The following is a 2,810-nucleotide window of genomic DNA, read 5'->3' as shown; positions in this document are numbered from 1 at the left end:
TATTGGCAGATGGAGTTAAAGTTATTGATGCCACTGTTAAATTCACAGATGCGGCAAGGAATAGCAGCACGGTTAACGATAGTCAAAACTATGGTGTGGATGTCACTGCACCGAATGCACCAGATATTAATCCAATCAATGCAACAGATCCGATCACCGGTACAGCGGAACCGGGTTCAACCGTAACGGTAACCTTCCCAGACGGCAGCACTGCCCAAGCAACGACTGATCCAGTGACTGGGGCGTGGACTGTACCGAATCCGGGTGGATTAACCAACGGAGAAACAGTTACTGCAACCGCGACTGACCCAGCAGGCAATACCTCAGCACCAGCCAGCGGCACCGTATCGAGTGATGTCACTGCACCAATGGTGAATGTCGATGACGTGTTGAGCAATGATGCAACCCCAGCCTTGACTGGCACAGTGAATGACCCAACAGCAACCATCGTGGTCAATGTAGATGGAGTGAACTACCCAGCCACCAACAATGGCAATGGCACTTGGAGCTTGGCAGACAATAGCTTGCCAAACCTTGCGGATGGACCGCACACCATTACTGTCACGGCTACCGATGCAGCCGGCAATGTCGGAACAGATACTGCAGTATTAACGATTGATACCACTGCACCGAATGCACCAGTACTTGATCCAATCAATGCGACAGATCCGATCACCGGTACAGCAGAACCGGGTTCAACCGTAACGGTAACCTTCCCAGACGGCAGCACTGCCCAAGCAACGACTGATCCAGTGACTGGGGCGTGGACTGTACCGAATCCGGGTGGATTAACCAACGGAGAAACAGTTACTGCAACCGCGACTGACCCAGCAGGCAATACCTCAGCACCAGCCAGCGGCACCGTATCGAGTGATGTCACTGCACCAATGGTGAATGTCGATGACGTGTTGAGCAATGATGCAACCCCAGCCTTGACTGGCACAGTGAATGACCCAACAGCAACCATCGTGGTCAATGTAGATGGAGTGAACTACCCAGCCACCAACAATGGCAATGGCACTTGGAGCTTGGCAGACAATAGCTTGCCAAACCTTGCGGATGGACCGCACACCATTACTGTCACGGCTACCGATGCAGCTGGTAATGTCGGAACAGATACTGCAGTATTAACGATTGATACCACTGCACCGAATGCACCAGTACTAGATCCAATCAATGCAACAGATCCAATTACTGGTACAGCGGAACCGGGTTCAACCGTAACGGTAACCTTCCCAGACGGCAGCACTGCCCAAGCAACGACTGATCCAGTGACTGGGGCGTGGACTGTACCGAATCCGGGTGGATTAACCAACGGAGAAACAGTTATTGCAACCGCGACTGACCCAGCAGGCAATACCTCAGCACCAGCCAGCGGCACCGTATCGAGTGATGTCACTGCACCAATGGTGAATGTCGATGACGTGTTGAGCAATGATGCAACCCCAGCCTTGACTGGCACAGTGAATGACCCAACAGCAACCATCGTGGTCAATGTAGATGGAGTGAACTACCCAGCCACCAACAATGGCAATGGCACTTGGAGCTTGGCAGACAATAGCTTGCCAAACCTTGCGGATGGACCGCACACCATTACCGTCACGGCTACCGATGCAGCTGGTAATGTCGGAACAGATACTGCAGTATTAACGATTGATACCACTGCACCGAATGCACCAGTACTAGATACAATCAATGCAACAGATCCGATTACCGGTACAGCAGAACCGGGTTCAACCGTAACGGTAACCTTCCCAGACGGCAGCACTGCCCAAGCAACGACTGATCCAGTGACTGGGGCGTGGACTGTACCGAATCCGGGTGGATTAACCAACGGAGAAACAGTTACTGCAACCGCGACTGACCCAGCAGGCAATACCTCAGCACCAGCCAGCGGCACCGTATCGAGTGATGTCACTGCACCAATGGTGAATGTCGATGACGTGTTGAGCAATGATGCAACCCCAGCCTTGACTGGCACAGTGAATGACCCAACAGCAACCATCGTGGTCAATGTAGATGGAGTGAACTACCCAGCCACCAACAATGGTGATGGCACTTGGAGCTTGGCAGACAATAGCTTGCCAAACCTTGCGGATGGACCGCACACCATTACTGTCACGGCTACCGATGCAGCCGGCAATGTCGGAACAGATACTGCAGTATTAACGATTGATACCACTGCACCGAATGCACCAGTACTAGATCCAATCAATGCAACAGATCCGATTACCGGTACAGCAGAACCGGGTTCAACCGTAACGGTAACCTTCCCAGACGGCAGCACTGCCCAAGCAACGACTGATCCAGTGACTGGGGCGTGGACTGTACCGAATCCGGGTGGATTAACCAACGGAGAAACAGTTACTGCAACTGCGACTGACCCAGCAGGCAATACCTCAGCACCAGCCAGCGGCACCGTATCGAGTGATGTCACTGCACCAATGGTGAATGTCGATGACGTGTTGAGCAATGATGCAACCCCAGCCTTGACTGGCACAGTGAATGATCCAACAGCAACCATCGTGGTCAATGTAGATGGAGTGAACTATCCAGCCACCAACAATGGTGATGGCACTTGGACCTTAGCAGACAATAGCTTGGCTGCATTAGCAGAAGGCAGCTATACCATTACCGTGACTGCGACTGATTTAGCAGGCAATGTAGGTACTGATACAGGTACGATCACAATTGATTTGACTCCACCAAATGCACCAGACATTGATCCAATCAATGCAACAGATCCGATTACCGGTACAGCAGAACCGGGTTCAACCGTAACGGTAACCTTCCCAGATGGCAGCACTGCC

Annotated in this window: 1 protein-coding gene; it reads left to right on the top strand. The window is 52.1% G+C overall.

Features of this window, described 5'->3' with window-relative positions:
* Positions 1-2,810 (top strand): beta strand repeat-containing protein (locus AAV96_RS00310; protein ID WP_046737868.1); only part of this gene is annotated, 2,810 nt, incomplete at both ends.

This window comes from Acinetobacter sp. AG1 (assembly GCF_001005525.1).
GTDB lineage: Bacteria > Pseudomonadota > Gammaproteobacteria > Pseudomonadales > Moraxellaceae > Acinetobacter > Acinetobacter modestus.
Note: the sequence above shows the minus strand (reverse complement) of the source record. Positions and strands in the feature narration are given on the sequence as shown.